The sequence below is a fragment of the Salinicola sp. V024 genome (assembly GCF_052645315.1).
Genome location: NZ_JBQXYB010000009.1, coordinates 97,149 through 117,209, shown reverse-complemented (window position 1 = coordinate 117,209; position 20,061 = coordinate 97,149). Strand labels below are relative to the sequence as shown.

Sequence of the window (20,061 nt, the reverse complement as noted above, 5' to 3'; positions counted from 1 at the left end):
CCGCAGAGTCATCCGCTTGAAACGACGCGCTCATGAACCATCCTCGAACCAGATTTCGTGGCGCAGGAACAGTGCCGCCATCGGCGGTACTGTCACGGCGAGAGACTGGGCGTGACCATGGCTGGGTATCGGCTCCGTCATGGCGCCGCGGCCGTTGCCCACATTGCTGCCGCCGTAGAAGACGCTGTCGCTGTTCAATGTCTCGCGCCACCAGCCGGCGCTGGGCACGCCCAGACGGTAGCGATAGTGAACACAGGCCTGAAAATTGCACACGCAGACCAGGCTGGCATGGCCGCTCTCGGCATGGCGCGCGAAGACGATCACACAGTTGTCGCTATCGTCGTCTACCAGCCACTCGAAGCCGAGACGATCCTCGCCGCGAACCTGCAGCGCCGGCTCGTTGACGTAAAGACGGTTGAGATCGGCGACCAGACGCAGTACGCCCGCATGACGACTTTCGAAGAGCAGCGGCCAGTGCAGCGCAGCTTCCCATGGCTCGGCCAGAACCTGGCCCAGCTCGACGCCCATTGCCACCTGCTTGTCGCCAGGCAATGCCCACATCAATGCCAGACACGTCCTGAACGCCGCAAAACGCTGCCAATCATCGCCATGAACCTGCAAGCGCCACTGCCCCAGCGCGGTGGTGTCATCGGGCACCTGCTCCAGCAGGCCGCGACTGAGTTCGCGGGGCGTCAGCGCGGCAATCCAGGCGGCGTGTTGCCGACAGCGCTCGGCGGGAGACAGTGCCAGGTAGTCGGCACTGGCAAGGCGCCATCGCACCCGAGGATCGAGTACCAGCACCGGCTCGGTGGTCTTGCTCAGAAACAGTCGGCATTCGGCGCCGCGGCCCTCCCTGGAGTGATCGCTCACCTCCTCGTAGCCATCGATATGACAGCGATCACACCACGCCAGGAATTCCGGCTGGGTCATCGATGATAGCGGCGAATAGACGATGACCACGCCGACACCGGCAATGTGACAAGTCTCGATGAACTGGCAGACGACGCTATGCGGCTGGCCGATCAGCGCGCCGTCGAGGACGATATGCGTAAAGCCCAGATCGGCAACATAGGGCACCAGCTCCTCGGCAAGCCGATTCCAGTTCATCGGCAGGGCGAAACGAGAGAGATACCAGTCGAGTGCACGCAGGCGATAGAAAGCCAGCGGCATCTCGCCTCCGTGGCGTCCAGGTCTGGCTCGCATCCAGTCGCCGTCGTCCCAGGACCAGGTGCCCAGCCACTCACTGCTTCTCATCTTGCTCCCCGGACGCGCGGCGTCACGCGGCGTGGGGACGGACGAGGAAACGGATGACGAGGCGGCCGATAAATCAGCGGCGATCGGCCGGATACCCGGAAGCGTCGAAGTCCTCTGCGCAGGGGCGTTCAGTTCAGCAGGACCGGATTCGTTGTCTCTCTCGGCGCTTTCAGCACTTTCAACACTTTCAGTACTTCCGGCACTGGCGCGCCCTTGGCGGGAACTCGTCATCGTCGTGCCGCGACGTCGTCGGATCGGACGGTCGCCTCCGAGAGCAGATCGGCGTAAAGCTGGCGGTAGGGAATTACGGCCTGGCGCCAGTGCAGCCGCCCCGCCATCGCCGCCCGGCGCATGGCGTAGAACAGATCGGTTGCCCGAAACAGATCGAACGCCCGCAGCACGGTGGCACGATAGTTCTCCACGCTCATATCATCGAACAGCAAGCCGTTGATGCCGTCCTGAATCGTATCCGCGAGCCCACCGGTTCGGTGGGCGATCGGCAGCGAGCCAAAGCGCTGCGCGTAGAGCTGGCTGAGTCCGCAGGGTTCGAACCGCGATGGCATCAGCAGGAAGTCGCTTCCGGCATAGATCTGACGCGCCTCGCCCTCGTCGAAACCGATATTGACGCCCACCTGGCCCGGGTAGCGCGTTGCCATCTCGACGAGCGACTGCTCGATGGCATGTTCACCCTGGCCGATCACGACCAGCTGGCCGCCGGCCCGCACGATGGCGTCGGTGACCTCGATGGTCAGATCGAGCCCTTTCTGCGCTACCAGCCGCGAGACCACGGCAAACAGCGGACCGCCGCTGGGCGCGAGCCCGAACATGCGACGCACACGCTGGGTATTGGCGCGTTTGCCGTGCCAATCGTTGATGCCGAAATTGGGCGCCAGATGCGGATCGGTACGCGGATCCCAGTGATCGTCGATGCCGTTGAGCAGCCCGCTGAGACGCCCTTCCAGCGCGCGCTTCTTGAGCAGTCCCTCGAGGCCACAGCCCAGCGCCGGCGTGGTGATCTCGACGGCATAGTTGCCGCTGACGGTCGTGACGTGGGAGGCGTAGGAAAGCCCGGCCTTCATGAACGAAAGCTGGCCGTGAAACTCGACCCCATCAATATGGAAGGCCGTCGCCGGAATGCCCAGTGCGGGCAGTCTCTCGACGGGAAAAACGCCCTGATAGGCGAGGTTGTGAATGGTGTAGACCGAGGGCACGTAACGTTTGCCGAGCCAGCGCACGTATCCCGCTGTCAGCCCGGTGGCCCAATCGTTGAGATGCAGCAGGTCGACCTGCCAGTCGAGCAGGGCAACATCGTTGACGAGCTCGGCCGCGGCCATCGCCAGCCGCGCAAAGCGGATATCGTTGTCGGGCCAGCCCACCCCCAGTTCGTCACCGTAGGCGTTACCATCCCGGTCGTAGAGCTCCGGACAGAGCACGACGTAGACAATCAGGCCATCCTCGCAGAGAAGACGCCCAATCTCGCAGGCAGGCAAGTCATGACTGGCGGGCAGACTGGCCACATGCACGATCGGCCGGCCGGCAGTCAGCACTTGCCGGTAGCCTGGCATCAGAATGCGTACGTCGTAATTGGGTTTCAGGGCACGAGGCAAGGCGGCGGAGACATCACCCAACCCGCCAGCCTTGATGAAATCGGCGATCTCGGTCGTCACGAACAGCACACGCCGATGCCGGCTCGGCGATGCGGGCAGCGGTCGCGACAACACACCTCCAGGCGCTCTCGAGGCCTGACCGGTTATCGACGCGGACCAGCGGGAATTCCCCTCAGCTCTCGCAGCCGTCTGCCTTTCCCTTCCATGAATTGCGGCCTGCGTCATGTTCAGCCTCCCTGAACATTCGGTCCACCAGTGGGTAGCAACCAGCGTCGACCCATCATCGTGCGCTCCGATACCACTCAACGACGATAACCGGCGTTAATAAAACGGGCCAACGGCTGTAATGACGGTTCTCCTGGGGATAAAGGATGAAAAATGAGTCGAGCACGAGGCGCGCTCCGGTAGACGCTCTGCCCAACGAGCCACGCACTGCTCGCACAAGGATGTCACTAGGTACAGATATATGCCACTGCCTGGAAAGCGTCAAAGTCCGTTTGAACGGCAGTGGGAGAAGTGGATGAACAACCATAAAAAAAGGCAACCTCCATGGGAGGTTGCCTGTCGAGGACTGGATTTCCAGTATCGCTTGCGGGACCCGTTAATGGCTTTCGCGCGACTCCGGCGACTGCCGATCCTTGCCGGACTTGTTCCTGCCCAGTCTGGACTGCAACCCATGCGTGACCTTCATGATCAGCACATAGGTCGCCGGCACGAAAATCGTCGCCAGCAGCGTGATCGAGATCATGCCGCCCACCACCGGCGTGCCGATCTGATTACGACTCGCCGCGCTGGCACCCGACGCCAGCGCCAGCGGCAAGGTACCACCGATGAACGCCAGCGAGGTCATCACGATCGGACGGAAACGCTGGCGTGCCGCCACCTTGGCCGCATCGACCACCGATAGCCCCGCATGCTTACGCTGCTGCTCGGCGAACTCGACGATCAGGATGGCGTTCTTCGCCGCCAGGCCGACCACCACCAGCAAGCCCACCTGCAAGTAGACACTGGTGCTCAAGCCAGCCAGGTAGACCGCCAGGATAGCGCCGACGAAGGCGAACGGCACGGCGGAAACCACCGCCAGCGGCAAGGTCCAGCTTTCGTACTGCGCAGCCAGAATCAGGAACATCATGATGACGCCGAACGACAGTGCCAGCGTCGCCGCCGTGCCCACATTGACCTGCTGGTAGGCTTCACCGCTCCAGCCCATCGAGTAGTTGACACCCAGGGTATCGGCAACCACTTCCTGCATCGCCGCCACGGCCTGACCCGAACTGTAGCCTGGCGCCGGACCACCTGAGAACTGCGCCGCCGGATAGGTGTTGTAGCGTTGCAGCACCGTCGGCGCCTTGCCTCGCGTCAACGTGACCAGCTCGGAGAGCGGAACGCGCTGCCCGTCACCGCCGCGTACATAGACCTTGCTCAGATCTTCGGGATTACGACGAAAATCGTCTTCGGACTGGAGATAGACCTGGAAGTTGCGGCTCGAGCGAGTGAAGTAGTTGACGAAAGAACTACCGAACGTGCTCGCCATCGTCGTATTCAGGTCGCTGATATCCACGCCGAGACTACGCGCCTTCTCGATGTCCACTTTGGCCCGGTAGACCGGCACATTGACGTCGAGCGACGAGAACACTCCGGAGAGCTCTGGCCGCTCGGCCGCTGCCTGCATTACCTTGCCGGCGGCTTCCGCGAGCTGCTGCGACGTGTCGCCGCCGAAAGCCTGCAGATAGCCGGTAAAGCCACCGGTAGGAGACAAGCCCTGTATCGGCGGCAGGTTGAAGGCGACCGTCTGCCCGCCCTGGATCTGACCACCGATCTGCATGATCTTCTGTGTCAGTTGATCCACGGAAATATCGCGATCTTCCCACGGCTTCATGGTGATGAAGACCGTACCCTTGGAGGTATTGGGCGAGCTCGACAGGATGTCGAAACCGGGTATCCCGACCACGTAATTGATCCCCGGGACGGCATCGCGAAGTCGCTGACTCAACTCCTGCACGTAGGCGTCGGTCCGCGCCACCGAGGACCCTGCCGGCAGGCTGACGGAGGCCAGGGCCACCCCCTGATCTTCGGAGGGCAGCAGCGCCGCCGGCAACTGGGCGAAGATCATCCAGGAGACGACCGCGGCGGCAGCCAACCCGACCAGCACCAGCCACAGCTGATGAATGATGAAGTTGGTGATCGCCATGAAGAAATCGGTGATCTTGTCGAAGAGCTTGTTGAACCAGTCGAACGGCTTGCGAATGACACGCACGAATCCGGACTGCTTCATGCGATCCTGATGCTTCAGGAAGATCGCACTGATCGCCGGCGTGAACGACAGCGCCACGATCGCCGAGATGGCCACCGAGATCGCGATGGTGATCGCGAACTGCTGGTACATCTGCCCCGTCAGGCCGCTCATGAAGCCGACCGGCACAAACACCGCCGACATGATGAAGGCGGTGGCGATGACCGCGCCAGACACTTCCTTCATCGCCTCGAGACTGGCGCTGAATGGCGTCGCCTCCTCGTCTTCCTCCATGATGCGCTCGACGTTCTCTATGACCACGATCGCGTCGTCCACGACGATACCGATCGCCAGGATCATGCCGAAAAGCGAAAGCAGGTTGATCGAGAAATCGAGCAGGTACATGCCGGCAAAGGTACCTACTACCGAGATCGGCACTACCGACATCGCCACCAGCGTCGAGCGCCAGCTCTGCAGGAACACGAACACGATCACCGCGACGAGCAGCAGCGCCTCGATGAAGGTGTGTTCCACCGATTCGATGGAAGCATCGATGAACAGCGTGGTGTCATAGGGAATCTCGTAACTCAGGCCCGGCGGGAAGCGGGTCTTGAGATCCGCCATCGACGCCTTCACCTCGGCCGCCACGTCGAGCGCGTTGGCGCCTGGCTGCAGATAGATGGCGATCGGCGCGATCGGGCTGTTGTTGACGTACCCCTGAATGCCGTAGCTGTTCTTGCCCAGTTCGATCCGCGCGACATCGCTCAAGCGCAACGAGGAGCCGTCCGGGTTGGTGCGCAGCACGATATCCCGGAACTGATCGACGTTCTCGTAACGACCCTCGGTCGTGATGGTGTAGGTGTAGGGCGTGGGGTTGCTCTGTGGTTCGGCACCCAGCTTGCCTGCGGCAACTACCGAGTTCTGGGCCTGAATCGCCGACGATACCTCTGCCGGTGTCAGGTCGTACTGCGCCAGCTTGTCCGGGTTGAGCCAGACGCGCATGGCGAATTCCTGGCTGCCCAGCACTTCCGCCTGCCCGACACCCGGCAATTGCTTGAGCGTATCGGTGATGTTGATGTTGGCGTAGTTGGTCAGGTAGAGCGAATCGTAGGCATCGCTGCCCCCTTCCGCAGTCACCGCGACGAACAGCAGCACGCTCGACGAGCGTTGCTCGACCGTGACCCCCTGGGACTGCACTTCGCTCGGCAACTGGGACAGCGCCTGTTGCACGCGGTTGTTGACGTTGATCTGTGCCGTCTGAGGATCGGTGCCGATGTTGAAATAGACGCTCATCGACATCTGACCGCTATCGGAACTGCTCGAGGTCAGATAGATCATGTCCTCGGTGCCGTTGATCTCCTGCGCCAGCACGGCGGCGACCGTATCGGAAACCGTCTGCGCACTGGCTCCCGGATAGGTCGCGGAAACGCTGATCGTCGGCGGCACGACCGAAGGATACTGCTCGATGGGCAGCGTACGCATCGCCATCAAGCCGATCAGTGTAATGATGACCGAGACGACGGTCGCGAATATAGGCCGCCTGATGAAAACGCTGGAAAAATTCATCAGTTGGCTCCGTTCTGTCCGCCGTTCGCCTTTTGCGCATCACGCTGGGCGCCCGCGACGCCTTCGCCACCTTGTGCGTCGGGCTCCTGGGAGGGGTTTTCACCAGCGTTGTTCTGCGGCTTGGGCACCTTGCCAGTGAACGGCTGCGCATCGATCTGATCGCCGGGGGAAATACTGCCGATTCCCGACACGACGACTCGGTCTCCGGGGTTCAGCCCCTCGGTGATGATCTGCCAGTCACCGGCGATCTCGCCCAGCGACACGAATCGCGTCTCGGTCTTGCCTTCGTCATCGAGCACGAAAACCTGCGGCCCCTTGAGCCCTTCGGTCACGGCGATCGACGGCACGGCATAGACGTCGTAACGCATCACGTTAGGCAGCGTCACGCGCACGAACTGGCCCGGCAGGAAGAGCTGATCCTCATTCTGAAATGCGGCTTCGGCCTGTACCGTGCTGGTGGATTCATCCACTCGCGAACCCAGAAAGTCCAGTTTGCCCCGGAGCTGGAGCGCATCGCGGGAAGCGCTTTCTGTACCGGGCGCGGTCAGAATCGCGGTATCCGCCACGCCTTCGTCTTCCTTCTGACGCTGCTGGCGCAGCGAGAAGGCGTCATCGGCTGGCAGAGAGAAGCGCACCTCGATCGGATTCAGCGGCGTGATGGTCGCCAGCTCCTGGGGCGGTTGTACCAGATTGCCGACGTTGACCTCGCTGAGACTGATCATGCCGCTGACCGGCGCATTGACCTCGGTATAGCTGAGATCGATCTGGGCACTGTCCAGCGCCGCCTGGGCCTGGGCCTGGGCCGCCTGGGCCGTGCGCAGGTCGGCCTGGGCCTGATCACGCTGCTGCTGGCTTATGGAGTTCTGGTTGTACAGGCGCTGATAGCGTTCGGCATCACGCTGGGCACGATAGACTTCCGCCTTGGCGCTCTGCACGTCCGCCTGGCGCTGCTTGACGGTCGCTTCATAAGGCGCCTGCTCGATGGTGAAGAGCTCGTCGCCCTTCTCGACCATGCTGCCTTCGCGGTAGTGACGCGCCTCGAGGATGCCTTCGACACGGCCCATCACGGTCACCTCACGATTACTGCGAATCTGGGCCGGGTATTCCTTGGAAAGCGAGACATCATGCGCCTCGACCTCCATGACCTCGGCCTTGGTGGGCGGTTTCTGCTGCTGGTTTCCACCTTGCTGAGCACTTTGCTGATCATCGCCGCCACAGCCGACCAAGGCCAATGACAGCAACAACGCCCCACCGAAGCCGAGGGTGCAATTCATGAGATTAGGGCGCATGAGTCTCCGTCCTGGAAGAAAGAATGCCTAGGGTAATCCAGCGAGCTTACAGGCATACATACATGAATGTAAACTTGCAGGAGAATTGGTATGCTTCGCCAACGGCAGCTTGAACCACATCATAAGAAATGCCGGCCCAACGTCTCGCACTCCACTCATCTGTCGACGACAACATCATGCCCAAACGTACCAAAGCCGAAGCCGAGGCTACCCGCGAAGCGCTGCTCGACGCTGCCGAGGTCATCTTCCTCGAGCGCGGTGTATCGCGCACTTCGCTCGAGCAGATCGCGCGCCAGGCTGGGATGACACGAGGCGCCGTTTACTGGCATTTCAAGAACAAGTTCGATCTGTTCCACGCCATGCTGGACCGCGTCAAGATGCCACTGCGCCAATTACTCGATGATGTCGAGGAGCCCGACCAGCCCAACACGGCCCTGGAAAGCCTGAGACTTGCCACGCTTCACGCGCTTGAACGATCGCAACGTCCGCGCTCGCGCCGCGTGCACACCATTTTGCTGCACTGCAGCGAGTCCGCCAGCGATGTCGATATTCTCGCGCTGCAGGATCAACTGGCGTGCGACTGCTATGAAACGATGGTCGAACGCTTCGAAGAAGCGCGTGATACCGGAACCCTGATCGATAACGTCGAACCGGAAATTGCCTCTCGCATGCTGATGTCGATGATTCTGGGCCTCCTGCATGACTGGCTGCGTGATCCTGAGCGCTATGATATCGGCGATGTCGGCCCGCGCATGCTCGACACCTTCTTCGAACGCATTTCTCTTCCCTCGGCGACGTCGTCTTCATCCGGCAAGCCTGCCGCGCGAACGAAATGACACGGCCAGGCCGGACCCACATGCCATGATCGGCGTCCGGCCTCCTCCTATCGTCGCAAAGACACGATTGTCTTGACACTCGACACTGGGCGTTTTTCGAGATCGCAGCTTTTCAAGACAAGAGCTTTTTTCAAGATAAGAACTTTTCCAAGACAAGAGCTTTCCCAAGACAAGAGCTTTTCCCAAGACCAAGAGAAAAATGCCTATCATGCCCCACCCCGACTGGCTCGTTATCGAGGACGAACGTTTCTCTTCCCTGGTGCTGCCCAACGGCCAGCTCGACTCTCTCTGGCGAGGAGGCCGCTGGTGCGAGGGGCCAGCCTATTTCGCTGCCGGGCGCTATCTGCTGTGGTCGGACATTCCCAACGACCGCATCATGCGCTACGACGAGAATGACGGTCATGTTTCCATCTTTCGTCAATCTTCCGCTTTCAGCAACGGCCAGACACTGGACCGGGAAGGCCGTCTCGTTACCTGCGAGCACGGTAGCCGTAGCGTCACCCGTACCGAACACAACGGCCATATCAATACGCTGGCCGATACCTACGAGGGCAGCCGACTCAATTCCCCCAACGATGTCACCGTCAGATCGGACGGCTCGATCTGGTTCACGGACCCCAGCTACGGTATCGATAGCGACTATGAGGGCGGTCTGAGAGCATCGGAAATAGGCTGCCATGTCTATTGCCTGACTGTCGACGGTCAGCTTCATCGCGTTGTCGACGACATGGAAAGACCCAACGGCTTGGCGTTTTCTCCCGATGAAGCCTGGCTCTACGTCTCGGACACCGGCGCCACGCATCGGGAAGGCGGCCCGCGACATATCAGGCGCTTCTCGGTCACGGCCGATCACCGCCTCGAGGACGGCGAAGTCTTCGCCGTCTCCGACAACGGGCTCTTCGATGGCTTCCGTCTGGATGTCGCCGGCAACCTCTGGACGAGCGCCGGGGACGGCGTTCACTGCTATGCCTCGGATGGAAGCCGCCTCGGGCGGATCCTGATCCCGGAAACCGTGGCCAACGTCTGCTTTGGCGGTATCAGCCGCAACCGCCTTTACATCTGTGCCACCACTTCGCTCTATGCGCTGGCGCTCAATACCCGAGGCCACCATGTCATTGGCGAAGCGGTTTCCCCTTCCGACATTCGTGCAGCGAGGTCGATCTGAGTGCCGCTCTTTTTTAGCTGGACAATACGCGCTCCGTTGCACGCCTGACGCCACCGAGATAGCCCCGGCCAAACAGATAGAGATGATTGAGCAACGGATAGAGCTGGAACAGTGCCTCGCGCCGTTCCCAATCCGCGGGGCGCCCTCCATTCCAGTAGGCCTCGAAGAAGGCGTCGCCCGGCCCGCCGAACAGCGTCAGCATGGCGATATCCACTTCAGGGTAGTGCCGATAGACCGCCGGATCGATGATTGCCGGCCCAGTGGGCGTGAACAGCACATTGCCCGACCACAGATCACCGTGGACCAGACAGGGCTGCGTATCGGGCAACCAGCCTTCCAGCGATTCGGCGAGGCGCTCGATACGGGCAGCCAGCTGGGCGTCCAGCGCCCCCTGCTCGCGACAGAGCGTCACCAATGGCAACAGCCGGCGTTCACGCTGGAAAGCCCGACCATCCTGCAGCGGTGCATTGGGCTGGGGCGTCAGCCCGCAGGCGTTGTCCCGTGGCCAGCCATGGCCTGCCTCGGTATCCCGGGAATCCTGGTGCATCTGACGGAGCCCTTCACCCAGCGCGGCCCCGTCGCGCTTCCCCGTGTCGTCCAGCGCCTGCATGACCAGCAGGTCATCATCCTGCGCCAGCACCGCGGGCACGATCAGCAGACGACAGGCCGACTGCAGCGCCCGCAAACCGTCCGCCTCACCGGCCACGCGCTCTGGCGAATCCCGCTTGACGATATGCGGCGTCTCGCCCTCGATTCGCCAAAGCCCCGCGCCGCTGTCACCGCCGGAGAGCGGCGTCAGACCGCCGTCCGTCGGCATATCAAGCGCCGCGAGTCGTCGTTTCAGCGTCTGCGTCATGATGGGTTTCCTTGTTCGCGTCGTCGCCATCGTTGGCAGCAGCGGGTTCGTCACGAGGACTCTCCCTGCCACGGCCTCGGTTGAGCGCCTGCTGAAACAGCGACTGCAGTTCGGCCATGGCCGCCTGTTCGGTCGCCATCAGCTGCTCGGTATCATTGCGATGGGCGTAAGTGTCCTTGAGCAGTTGATTGTCGAAATCGCGGAACGTGCGCACCGCATTGATCGCATTGGCACTGGGGTAGCCCAGCCCCTTGAGCACTTCGACGCTCATCTCCATGCTCGAGGCGAATGTCTCGCGCACCACGCTATCGACCCCGATCTCCATCAGTTGCCAGGCGTGATGACGGTTACGCGCTCGCGCATAGACCGTGAGATGCGGAAAGTGGGTCTTCGCCAGCCGTGCGATGGTCAGCGCGGCACTTTCGCTATCCACCGCGATGACCAGCAGACGCGCCTTGTCGATGCCGGCCGCGCGCAGTAGATCCAGCCGGGTCGCATCGGCGTAGAAAATGCGCGAGCCGAAGCGGCGAATGAACTCGACCTGAGTGATATTGGGGTCCAGCGCGGTGAAATTGATCTCCTGCATCTTGAGCATCCGCCCGACCATCTGACCAAAACGGCCAAGCCCCGCAATGATCACGGGCGGCGTGTCGTCGCCGAAGTCGGTGTCGTAGGGGCGGCTCTCCTTGAGCCGATTACCCAGCTTTTCCCCCAGTCGATACAGAAAAGGCGTGGCCGCCATGCTCAACGTGACCGCCGCGATACACAGACTGGCAATGCGCTGATCGATGACCCCGGCGGCCACCGCGGCGGTCAGCAGCACGAAGTCGAACTCTCCGCCCTGGGCGATGATCGTCGCCAGCCGGGGGATTTCCGGGCGCGGCAGCCGCGTCAGCAGCCCGATAATCGCCAGCACCGCGGTCTTGGCCAGCGTCATCGCTACGGCCAGCCCTACCACCAGCAGCACGTTGTCCAGTACCAGCGTCAGATTGACCGACATGCCGACAGCGATGAAGAAGAGCCCCAGCAGCAAGCCCTTGAACGGCTCGATATTGGCCTCGAGCTCGTGGCGATATGGGGTATCGGCCAGCATGACGCCGCCCAGAAAAGCGCCGAGCGCCATCGACAGCCCCGCCCACTGCATCACCAGCGCCATTGCCAGCACCAGGAACAGTGCGGCGGCGGTAAAAATCTCGTGAACGTCGCTGCGCGCGATCAGCGACAGCACGCGGGGAAACACCAGGCGCCCGAAGGCGATGGCGGCGATGACCACCCCGATACTGCGCGCGATGACCCAGCCGTCGTCCGGACCGGCATCGGCGCGCCCGGCCAGAAATGGCAGCAGCGCCAGCAGCGGTATCACCGCCAGATCCTGGAACAGCAGCATGGCGAAGGCGCTCTGGCCGTGCGGCGTAGCCAGCTGGCGACGTTCGTTGAGCACCTGAAGCGCGAAGGCGGTCGACGACAGAGCCAGGGTCAGCCCCAGGAAAATGGCGATACTCGGCGGCAGACCCAGCAACAATCCGATCGGCATCAGCAGTGCCGCACAGCCTGCCATCTGCAGTGTTCCCAGCCCCAGCAGGCGCTTGCGCATCGACCATAGCCGCCGTGGCTCGAGTTCCAGCCCGATGATGAACAGCAGCATGACCACGCCGAATTCGGAAAAATGCAGAACGGTTTCCGGTTCGGACACGAAGCCGCTTATCGAGGGGCCCGCCAGCAAGCCGATACAGAGATAGCCCAGAATCGATCCCAGACCCAAACGTTGAAACAGGGGAACTGCGATGATCGCCGCGCCCAGCAGCACAGCGGCTTCAGTGAGAAAGCCCATGGGATATCTATCCTCGTCGCGGCAAGTTCCACCGCCCAGTTTGACCACAGTTCAGCATATCACTCACCAGGCCGGCTCGTGCCGAGCGCTTCCCGATTCAGGACGCTGGCTCCTTGAACGGCAGGCGAGACTGGCACTGCTCGAAATAGGCATGAACATAGGCCCGCTCCTCGCGACAGAAATCCTCGACGGCATCCCGAAACCCCGGATGATCGAGATAATGCAGCGAGCGACTGATGACCGGCGCGAAACCGCGCGTGAGCTTGTGTTCCCCCTGAGTGCCGGGATCGAATCGAGTCAGACCTTGCTCGAGGCAGTGCTCGATGCCTTGATAGTAACAGGTCTCGAAATGCAAAAAATCGGCCTCGACCTCGCTGCCCCAGTAGCGGCCATAGAGCGTCCCATTTCCATCGGGACTCCGCCCCTCGAGACCTCGCCCTTCAAAGCACAGCGCCGCCGCCACCGCCCGCTCGCCAACGCTGGCACGAACCAGCACCAGAGCATCGGCCATACCGTCGCGTAGACGGGTGAAGAATTCCAGACTGAGATAGGGCCGCTGTCCGCGCTCCAGATAGGTCATGCAGTAGCAGCGATAGAACTGGGCCAGCGCGTCGTCGTCGATCCGGGGACCGGTGAGCCGATCGAAGACGAACCCCTGCTCGGCAAGCTTGCGACGCTCGCGCCGGATCTCCTTACGCTTGCGCGAACTCATCCGGGCCAGAAACCCCTCGAAGTCGCCGAAGTCATCGTCTTGCCAGGCAAACTGCACCGCCTGTCGCTCCATCAGCGGCGCGTCGAAAGCGGCCTGCCAGTCGTCGACCTCATCGCTGTCGGCAAACAGCAGATGCCAGCTCTGGAGCCCGGACTCACGAATCGCCGACCCCAGCGCCGCGATGACCGCATGCCGATCGACGTCCTCGGCGATCGCCAGCCGCGGCCCCATCGCCGGCGTGAACGGTATCGCCGACAACGATTTGGGGTAGTAGTCGCCGCCGGCTCGCTCCCAGGCGTCGGCCCAGGCCCAGTCGAAAACGTACTCGCCGCGGGAGTGGTATTTGGCGTAGCGTGGCAGTATTGCCACCGCTCGGTCACCGTCGAAAACCATCAGATGATCCGGCTCCCAGCCGGTGGCCGTATCGGCGCAGCCACACGCTTCCAGAGCCGCCAGAAACTCGTAGCGCAGGAAAGGATAGCGATCGCCGACGACACCGTTCCAGCGCGCCGCACTCGTGTTGGCAAGACTGCCGATATTCTCGACCCGCAACACCATGTTGCTCTCCTGTTTTCCGCTGCCGGCCTGTGCTCTAGGTCGTCAGATCAAAGCGGTGACAATGTGGATAACATCCTGGGCCGAAAACTTCGAGAGCCGCGGGCAAGCGTGCGATACTCTGTCCATGGTCACGGTCCATAGTCCATAGTCCATAGTCCATAGTCCATAGCCCAGGACCGATAATCCCAGGTCGACAATCCAAGATTGCGAGACGCTTAGCCCGATGACATTCGCCTCTGCCCCTTCCGGCCAGCCTAAGCCACCGCCGGCGCCGACCAACATCATGGCGCTGGTTGCCTTCGCGCTGAGCGTGCTGGGGACGCTGGTGCCGCCGGCGGCACTTGGTGGCGTCGTCTGCGGGCACCTGGCTCGACGGCAGATTCGCCGGAAACAGGAGTCGGGAGACAGCTGGGCTCTCGCCGGTCTGATATTAGGCTATTTGCTGATCTTGCTATCGCTGGCCGGTCTTTTATTGTTCGGGGGTTTCGTCGCGGCGATGTTCGGTGTCATGGCCTTCCTTTAGCGGACCGAGGGACGAAAGCCGTACCGATGAACGAAAGCCATAGCGATGGCCCAACCCGTACCCATGAAAGAACGCTTGCCGGGCTGCCGATCGCGCCCTTTGCTAACGCTGATGATGGATTTTCATGCTGACTTCGCTTCTCGACAACGATTTCTACAAGATCACGATGCAGAACGCCGTGATCAAGCGCTTCCCTTACGCACAGGCGCGCTACGCCTTCATCAACCGCGGCGATCATGCCTTTCCCGCAGGCTTCGGCGAGGCGCTACGGCATGAAGTGGACGCGATGGTCGACCTGGTCCTGACCGAAGCCGAGAAGCAGTATCTGGAAGTCACCTGTCCTTACCTCGATCCGACCTACCTCGATTTCCTGGCCGGCTTTCGCTACAACCCGGCCGAGGTCATCATCGAGCAGACGGGCAGCGAGCTGTCGGTGACCATCGACGGGCTGTGGTATCGCACCATCCTTTGGGAAGTCCCGCTGATGGCGTTGATCAGTGAACTCTGGTATCGCCTGCGCGGCGTGGAGCGTGACGACGACGCAACGGTCGAGGCGCGCACCCGTGACAAGATCGAGCAATACCAGCGGATGGGGCTGAAGATCGCCGAATTCGGCACGCGACGCCGGTTTTCCTTCGAGGTTCATGACCGCGTGGTCGGTGCGCTGCGCCGTCACGGAAGCGAGGCGTTCAGCGGCAGCAGCAATATGCTGCTGGCGATGCGCCACGGGGTCAAACCCATCGGCACCCACGCTCACGAGTGGTTCATGTTCCACGGCGCACGTTTCGGCTTCAAGATGGCCAACAGTCTGGCGCTGGAACACTGGGTCGACGTCTATCGCGGTGATCTCGGCATCGCCTTGACCGACACCTTCACCACCCAGGCCTTCTTCGAAAGTTTCGACAAGAAATTCGCCAAGCTCTTCGATGGCGTGCGCCACGACAGCGCCGATCCGATCGACTTCGCGGCTTCGACCATTGCTCACTACGAGAAGCTGGGAATCGATCCGCGGAGCAAGACGATCATCTTCTCCGACGCGCTGACCCCGGAAAAGGTCGAGCGAATCCAGGCGTTCTGCCATGACCGTATCGGCATGGCCTTCGGCATCGGCACCAATTTCACCAACGATGTTGGTGTCGAGCCGATGAACATGGTCGTCAAGATGGTCGAAGCCAGGCCGGAAGGCCAGCACTGGCTGCCCGTGATCAAGCTGTCCGATGTGCCGGACAAGCACACCGGCGACCCGGAGATGATCGCCCTGGCTAAACGCGTACTGGCCCTGAGCCGCCCCCACGACTAGACACCGACCAAGACCCCACGAAAAAGCCACGAACCCGATCGTTCGTGGCTTTCTCTCTTCTTCTGCCGTACTCGTAGCTCGTAGCTCGTAGCTCGTAGCTCGCTCGCCAGTCTACTGATTCAGCGCCTCGTCCAGCGTCAGCAGCGCGGCCTGCCAGGAGGCGGCATCCGCGGCGGCATTGTAGCCCAGCGGCAGATCGTCCTCCTTGGCGAGCTTGTCAGCATCAGGATTGGTGAAGGCATGCTTGGCGCCGGGATACTGGACCACGCGTACATCGGCGCCGTCCTGGGTCAGCGCCGATGCCATGCTATCGAGCGCATCGGGGTCGACCAGCGTATCGTCCTGGCCGTTGTAGATCCGCACCACCCCATCGAAAGGTTGCGGGCTGGAAACCACCTGGGTCGGGCTGCCGTGGAAGCTGATCACCGCATCCAGGGGCATGCCGGCCAGCGCCATGTTCATCACCACGCCACCGCCGAAACAGTAACCGATCGCTGCCATGCGATCCTCACGCACCGCGGGGTGCTTTCGCAGTGCCGACATCGCCGCTTCCAGCCGCGCCCGCGCAGACGGCCAGTCCTGCATGACCTGACTGGAGAACGCCTTGGCATCGGCGGGATGCTGGGCCACCTTGCCATCGCCGTACATGTCGACCGCCAGGGCGACGAACCCCAGCGCGGCCAACTGGTCGGCCTTGTGCTTCATGTAATCGTTGAGACCCCACCACTCATGCACCAGCAGCACGCCCGGGCGGGGCTGATCGTCGCTGGCGTTGTAGGCAAGGTAACCCTGGTAGGTCTGACCGCCGGTGGAGTATTCGAAGGTCTGTCCCTGGACGTGGGGCCCCTCGACCTCATCGGCCCACGCCGATACGCTTATCAGGCTAAGCAGCGAGGCCAGCAGTAGTCTTCCCATCGTCGTTCTCCTTGTTCGACTGGCTTGGCCAAGGCTTTCGATTGGCCTGGCGCGAGGATTGGTCGCTTTTTTCTTCATGGCGCCTGCTGTACACGGTCTCTTCCGTTGCGCTTGGCGGCTTTGACACCCGCCTCGGCGCGCGCCAGCAGGGCTTGCGCGGACTCATCCGCACGGCGTTCGGCGACCCCAAGACTAACCGAGAAAGCCAGCCAATGACCATGAAACTCCACTCGGGTCGAGGCGAACCGCCCGCGTAGCCGCTCCGCGATGGCAGCGCTCTCCTGCAGCGACTTGCCGCTCAGCAGCAGCGCGAAGGTATCGTCTTCCAGCCTTCCGAAACTGAAACGCTCCTTCAGCGTCGCCCGACACATCTCGCCGATGCACGAAAGCACGAGATCACCGCCTTCGCGTCCCCAGGCGGCGTTGATATCGCCAAAATGATCGACGTCGAAGACGATCAGCGTGAACCGGGCGGTGGCATCGCCGCTCGAGAACGCATGGCTCAACAGGCCCATGAAAGGCTCTCGATTGAGGGCCGACGTCAATTCATCCGTGGCAGTGTACGCATCCCACTGCAGCGACTGTTGCCGGCGCTGGGTGATGTCCCGCGCGACGGCGATCCAACCCGGCATCTCCGAAGACGTCAATGTCAGCGCCGCGGGTAACGGACACGGCGAGAAATGGATCTCAAACCAGCGGTACCCGCGATCCCGGTGCCTCAACCTCAGCTCCAGCATCTTCGAGGTCGCCTCGGCCGCGCCCTCCGCCAGTAACCGCCGAACCCGCGAGCCATCCTCGGGGGCCATCAGGCCGAACAGTGAACTCGAGCGCAGCGATGCCACGGCGATGCCGAGCATGCCCTGGGTATTGCCCGCCACGTCGCAGCAGTTGAGATCCTCGTCGAGCGCCATGATCACGTCGTCGCTGTAATCGAGCAGTGCCTGGAGGGACAGACTTTCGCTCGCGACGGGTTCGATCTTTTGCGGCAACAGGAAACCCACCAGCGCGACCACCGCGCCGTCGGCATTGCGCAGGATGCTGAGGCTGTCGTCGACCTCGCACTGCGAGCCATCCTGCCTTTCCACCACGTAGGAGAGCCGCGCCGCATGATCGCCGCGCGCCAGTGCCTGCTGCAGCTGTTCGAGTAACGGCCAACGCTCGGGCTCGGGAATCTGGGCCAGCCATCGGTCGGGCTGAGACCAGTAATCCGCCGCCTGGCGCTGACCCAATGTGCTGATGGAATCGGCGAGGAAGTGGAGCTCGCCCAGCCACCACGCCGAATCGGTGACATAGGCCGTGCCCGGCAACGATTGCAGCCAGTGCTGCGCTTCCGCACTCAAACTGCCATCGTCATGCACGAAGGCGTTCAGTTGACCCATGCACTCCGGCCTCATCTAGCCGCAGTACTATGACGCGCGGCTGGGTGATAGAACGAAATCGCGTCAGCGTGAACCGACACGACGTTGATTCAGTTCCGGCGAAACGAACGTGGCATCTTCGAGCGATGCCCCCGTGTCGTCGCTCTTGCGCTCGGCTTTGGTATCGTGGCCCGTAGAACAGGCACGACCACAGGCCTCGGCCAGTTGACGCAGCTCGTCGCGCGTCAATTCGAAACGCTGTATGCCCGACTGCTCCTGCCAGATCACGAAAATCACCGGCACGGCACGCGACTGATCGACACCGACGATTCGGCCGCGGCGCTCTGTTTCGGGTTCGTGGATAGTCTCGCCGATCAAACGATGCGCATTGATGATGTTGTCCTGCATGACGCCGCCGACCTCTATGCGTAAATGAAACGATGCGTGGATGAAACGATGCGTAGATAAAAATACGCGTGAATAAAAATGACATTCGTTCAGCGCTACATTAGAGGGTCGGCCCGGCAAGTCCAAGCCCGCAAGCACATTTGCCCAGCTTACACGCTCTATCGACACCTGATCGAACGACTTGAGCGCAAATCAGGCATGACTTCGGCGCTAAGGGACACGATTTCGGGATTCGACGAACCGGGCCACAGGCTCAGGTCAAACCGCACAATCGCGGGCAGCAGGCGAAGCGCTCGCAGCAGAAAGACTGCGTGAAAGAGAGATAAAATGGCAGAAGGGATGACACAGCAGAGGAAAAGGTCACGGAGCACGGACTGCGCCATGCTCGCACGGAAAACGACATCGGGCGACAGCCATGCTGTCGCCCGACGCGTTCAGATCCCGGATCCGTCCGAAATCAGCTGGCAGCCTGCATCGCCAGTGCGGTATCCAACATGCGGTTGGAGAAGCCCCACTCGTTGTCATACCAGGCCATGACCTTGACCAGACGCCCGTTGACGCGCGTGTGGTTGGTGTCAAAGGTCGACGAGTTGGCATCATGGTTGAAATCGATCGAGACCAGTGGCTGCGAGTTCACCGCCAGCACCGCCGACTTGGCAGCCGCCTTCTCGACGATCTGGTTGATCTCTTCCTTGCTGGTATCGCGACCGGCGGTGAAGGTCAGATCCACCAGCGACACGTTGATCACCGGCACACGAACCGCCAGGCCATCGAGCTTGCCGTTAAGCTCCGGCAGCACGACACCCACGGCCGCGGCGGCGCCAGTCTGAGTCGGGATCATCGACTGGGTCGCGCTGCGCGCGCGGTACGGATCCTTGTGATACACGTCCGAGAGGTTCTGATCGTTGGTGTAGGCATGCACCGTGGTCATCAGACCGCTCTCGATGCCGACCCCTTCCTGCAGCGCCTGTGCCACCGGCGCCAGACAGTTGGTAGTGCAGGAAGCGTTGGAGACGACGCGATGCTCGGGCTTGAGCACATGCTCATTGACCCCGAATACCACCATGGCATCGGCGTCACCGCTGGGCGCGGAAATCAGCACACGCTCGGCGCCGGCCTCGATGTGCTTGGCTGCGGCGTCACGCTTGGTGAACAGCCCCGTGCATTCCATTACCAGATCGACGTTCAGCGTCTTCCAGGGCAACTGCGCCGGGTCGCGCTCGGAGAGGATGCGAATGCTATCCCCGTCTACGCTCAGAGTATCGCTGTCGTGCGTGACCTCGAATCCGAAATGCCCGTGAACGCTGTCGTGACGTAGCAGATGGGCGTTGAGCGCGGGGTCACCCAGATCGTTGATGGCGACGACTTCGATCCGGTCACGATAGCCGTTCTCGTACATGGCACGAAGCACATTACGGCCGATGCGGCCGAATCCATTGATGGCGACACGCAATGTCATGGTGATCTCCTCTTTGGTGACTTAATTCAAACGTTCAGCTGTGTGGCATGGCCACGCCCTCATTACAGCCTGCATTGAAAAGCGCTTGGGCGACGCCGGACCGAGCGGCAGGCTCGATCACCGTGAAGCTCATGGACAGTCTAGAACACGCAGTTTAGAACATTGGCGCATGAAAAAATATTACTCCGAAA

The 20,061-nt window shown here is 61.8% G+C and carries 15 protein-coding genes; 4 read left to right on the top strand and 11 right to left on the bottom strand.

Features of this window, described 5'->3' with window-relative positions; all coding sequences use genetic code 11:
• Positions 1-30: 30 nt before the first annotated feature.
• From ACUN9V_RS14090 to ACUN9V_RS14075, 4 genes are all read right to left on the bottom strand, one after another.
• Positions 31-1,254: an alpha amylase C-terminal domain-containing protein gene (locus ACUN9V_RS14090; protein ID WP_445511845.1), complete on the bottom strand. Its 1,224-nt coding sequence runs from the start codon at positions 1,252-1,254 to the stop codon at positions 31-33.
• 227 nt (positions 1,255-1,481) lie between these two features.
• Positions 1,482-2,975 (bottom strand): glycogen synthase GlgA, encoded by a 1,494-nt coding sequence (glgA, locus tag ACUN9V_RS14085; protein WP_445511844.1) that lies wholly within the window; start codon positions 2,973-2,975, stop codon positions 1,482-1,484.
• Positions 2,976-3,462: 487 nt separating this feature from the next.
• Positions 3,463-6,660 carry an efflux RND transporter permease subunit gene (locus tag ACUN9V_RS14080; protein ID WP_445511843.1) on the bottom strand — a complete coding sequence of 1,066 codons (3,198 nt, stop codon included), beginning with the start codon at positions 6,658-6,660 and terminating at the stop codon, positions 3,463-3,465.
• Positions 6,660-7,949, bottom strand: coding sequence for an efflux RND transporter periplasmic adaptor subunit (locus ACUN9V_RS14075; protein ID WP_445511842.1), 1,290 nt, complete (start codon positions 7,947-7,949; stop codon positions 6,660-6,662). Before ACUN9V_RS14075 ends, ACUN9V_RS14080 begins: the two co-directional genes overlap by 1 nt.
• A 176-nt stretch (positions 7,950-8,125) precedes the next feature.
• On the opposite strand from ACUN9V_RS14075, the gene ACUN9V_RS14070 reads away from it, so the two are divergent.
• Positions 8,126-8,785: a TetR family transcriptional regulator gene (locus ACUN9V_RS14070; protein ID WP_445511841.1), complete on the top strand. Its 660-nt coding sequence runs from the start codon at positions 8,126-8,128 to the stop codon at positions 8,783-8,785.
• A 199-nt stretch (positions 8,786-8,984) separates the two neighbouring features.
• On the top strand, positions 8,985-9,950 hold the full coding sequence (locus ACUN9V_RS14065) for an SMP-30/gluconolactonase/LRE family protein (RefSeq protein WP_445511840.1): 966 nt from the start codon (positions 8,985-8,987) through the stop codon (positions 9,948-9,950).
• 13 nt (positions 9,951-9,963) lie between these two features.
• On the opposite strand, the gene ACUN9V_RS14060 is transcribed toward ACUN9V_RS14065, so the two are convergent.
• The 3 genes from ACUN9V_RS14060 to ACUN9V_RS14050 all read right to left on the bottom strand — a co-directional run bounded on the left by ACUN9V_RS14060 (position 9,964) and on the right by ACUN9V_RS14050 (position 13,907).
• Positions 9,964-10,806 (bottom strand): fructosamine kinase family protein, encoded by an 843-nt coding sequence (locus tag ACUN9V_RS14060; RefSeq protein ID WP_445511839.1) that lies wholly within the window; start codon positions 10,804-10,806, stop codon positions 9,964-9,966.
• The gene (locus ACUN9V_RS14055) at positions 10,769-12,637 is read right to left on the bottom strand and encodes a monovalent cation:proton antiporter-2 (CPA2) family protein (protein ID WP_445511838.1); all 1,869 of its coding nucleotides are present in this window, start codon (positions 12,635-12,637) and stop codon (positions 10,769-10,771) included. The genes ACUN9V_RS14060 and ACUN9V_RS14055 overlap by 38 nt, the downstream gene beginning before the upstream one ends.
• Before the next feature lie 97 nt (positions 12,638-12,734).
• A complete protein-coding gene (locus tag ACUN9V_RS14050; protein WP_445511837.1) occupies positions 12,735-13,907 on the bottom strand; it encodes a GNAT family N-acetyltransferase in 1,173 nt (390 codons plus the stop codon).
• A 223-nt stretch (positions 13,908-14,130) separates the two neighbouring features.
• On the opposite strand from ACUN9V_RS14050, the gene ACUN9V_RS14045 reads away from it, so the two are divergent.
• Both ACUN9V_RS14045 and pncB read left to right on the top strand, forming a co-directional pair.
• Positions 14,131-14,430 carry a DUF4190 domain-containing protein gene (locus ACUN9V_RS14045; RefSeq protein WP_246837743.1) on the top strand — a complete coding sequence of 100 codons (300 nt, stop codon included), beginning with the start codon at positions 14,131-14,133 and terminating at the stop codon, positions 14,428-14,430.
• Between the two features lie 124 nt (positions 14,431-14,554).
• Positions 14,555-15,730, top strand: a complete 1,176-nt coding sequence (gene pncB, locus ACUN9V_RS14040) for a nicotinate phosphoribosyltransferase (protein ID WP_445511836.1) — start codon at positions 14,555-14,557, stop codon at positions 15,728-15,730.
• 111 nt (positions 15,731-15,841) lie between these two features.
• Here the strand turns inward: pncB and ACUN9V_RS14035 are convergent, their stop codons facing one another.
• The 4 genes from ACUN9V_RS14035 to gap all read right to left on the bottom strand — a co-directional run bounded on the left by ACUN9V_RS14035 (position 15,842) and on the right by gap (position 19,870).
• Positions 15,842-16,645: a dienelactone hydrolase family protein gene (locus ACUN9V_RS14035; RefSeq protein ID WP_075563037.1), complete on the bottom strand. Its 804-nt coding sequence runs from the start codon at positions 16,643-16,645 to the stop codon at positions 15,842-15,844.
• Between the two features lie 74 nt (positions 16,646-16,719).
• A complete protein-coding gene (locus tag ACUN9V_RS14030; protein WP_445511835.1) occupies positions 16,720-18,024 on the bottom strand; it encodes a sensor domain-containing diguanylate cyclase in 1,305 nt (434 codons plus the stop codon).
• A gap of 63 nt (positions 18,025-18,087) precedes the next feature.
• Positions 18,088-18,411, bottom strand: a complete 324-nt coding sequence (locus tag ACUN9V_RS14025; protein ID WP_445511834.1) for a hypothetical protein — start codon at positions 18,409-18,411, stop codon at positions 18,088-18,090.
• A 457-nt stretch (positions 18,412-18,868) separates the two neighbouring features.
• Entirely contained in the window at positions 18,869-19,870 is a 1,002-nt protein-coding gene (gene gap / locus ACUN9V_RS14020; RefSeq protein WP_445511833.1) for a type I glyceraldehyde-3-phosphate dehydrogenase, read from the bottom strand.
• Between the last annotated feature and the right edge of the window lie 191 nt (positions 19,871-20,061).